1 protein-coding gene is annotated in these 1037 nt (G+C 48.7%); it reads right to left on the bottom strand.

The annotated features are described in order from the left end of the window. Positions 1 to 1026: cadaverine/lysine antiporter (gene cadB, locus CXQ94_RS23605; protein ID WP_104092572.1), on the bottom strand; the 1026-nt coding region annotated here is incomplete at its 3' end. Positions 1027 to 1037: the final 11 nt, after the last annotated feature.

Below are 1037 nucleotides of genomic sequence, written 5' to 3'. Positions count from 1 at the left end.
AGAGTTCATCAGAGTGATGAGGATCATCAGGGCAGTCATTTTCACTGCAGCCAGCAGCAGACCTTTTTTCGGAATACCGTTGCTGTCGACTTCACCATAAACTTTCGGGAAGTTACCGTCGTTAGCGGCACGTACACCTGCCTGGCCTACCAACATCATCCAGGAGCCCAGAGAAGTCAGGCACGCAAAGGCGGTGAATGCAGAAACCAGCGGCGCAGCCCAGTTACCGAGGATGGTTGAAGCACTGATTGCAAACGGAGCACCGGAAGCTGCCATTACAGAAGATGGATACATACCGGAAAGCACCTGAGTCGCAGCGATGTAAACAATACCTGCTAAACCAGTACCCAGCATGGTTGCCAGCGGAACAGTACGTTTCGGGTTTTTAACCATACCAGTACTTACTGCTGCGGATTCAACACCCACGAAGGCCCACAGGCAGAGCAGAATACTTTTAATGATCGCATGACCATCAGTGGTATCCGCAGTATTCCAGTTAGCTGCATAAGTTGCCGCATCAAACCAATGCCAGCCAACAATAGCAGTCATCACCACAGGAATAAGAACCAGCACCAGACCAATAGTGGTTAAACGGCTTACCCAGGTACCGCCGAGCATATTTACAAAGGTAAATACCCAGACGATAGCAATACAGGCGATACCCGCCGGAACAGGATCATTTAATACTGGGAAGAAGGTGGAAAGATAAGATACAGCGGTAATACCAATCGCCAGGTTACCAATCCAGTTAGCATGGTAATAAAGAACACCTGTCTGAAAACCAAATGCAGGGGAAATTTCTCCGGCATAAGCAATTGGGCCACCTTGTTGCGGGTTTTTTGTTGCCAGTCGGGCATATACATACGCCAGCGACATTGCACCAATAATAGAGATAATCCAACCCCAGATAGCAATACCACCGATACTTGCTAGGTTCGCAGGTAATAATGCAATACCGCTCCCCATCATATTACCGGCAACAACACCGGTACAGGCAAATAGCCCGATCTTCTTGGCAGAACTCATGCTCTTCTCCT

The sequence above is a fragment of the Arthrobacter sp. GMC3 genome (assembly GCF_002929305.1).
Taxonomy (GTDB): Bacteria; Actinomycetota; Actinomycetes; order Actinomycetales; family Micrococcaceae; genus Specibacter.
Note: the sequence above shows the minus strand (reverse complement) of the source record. Positions and strands in the feature narration are given on the sequence as shown.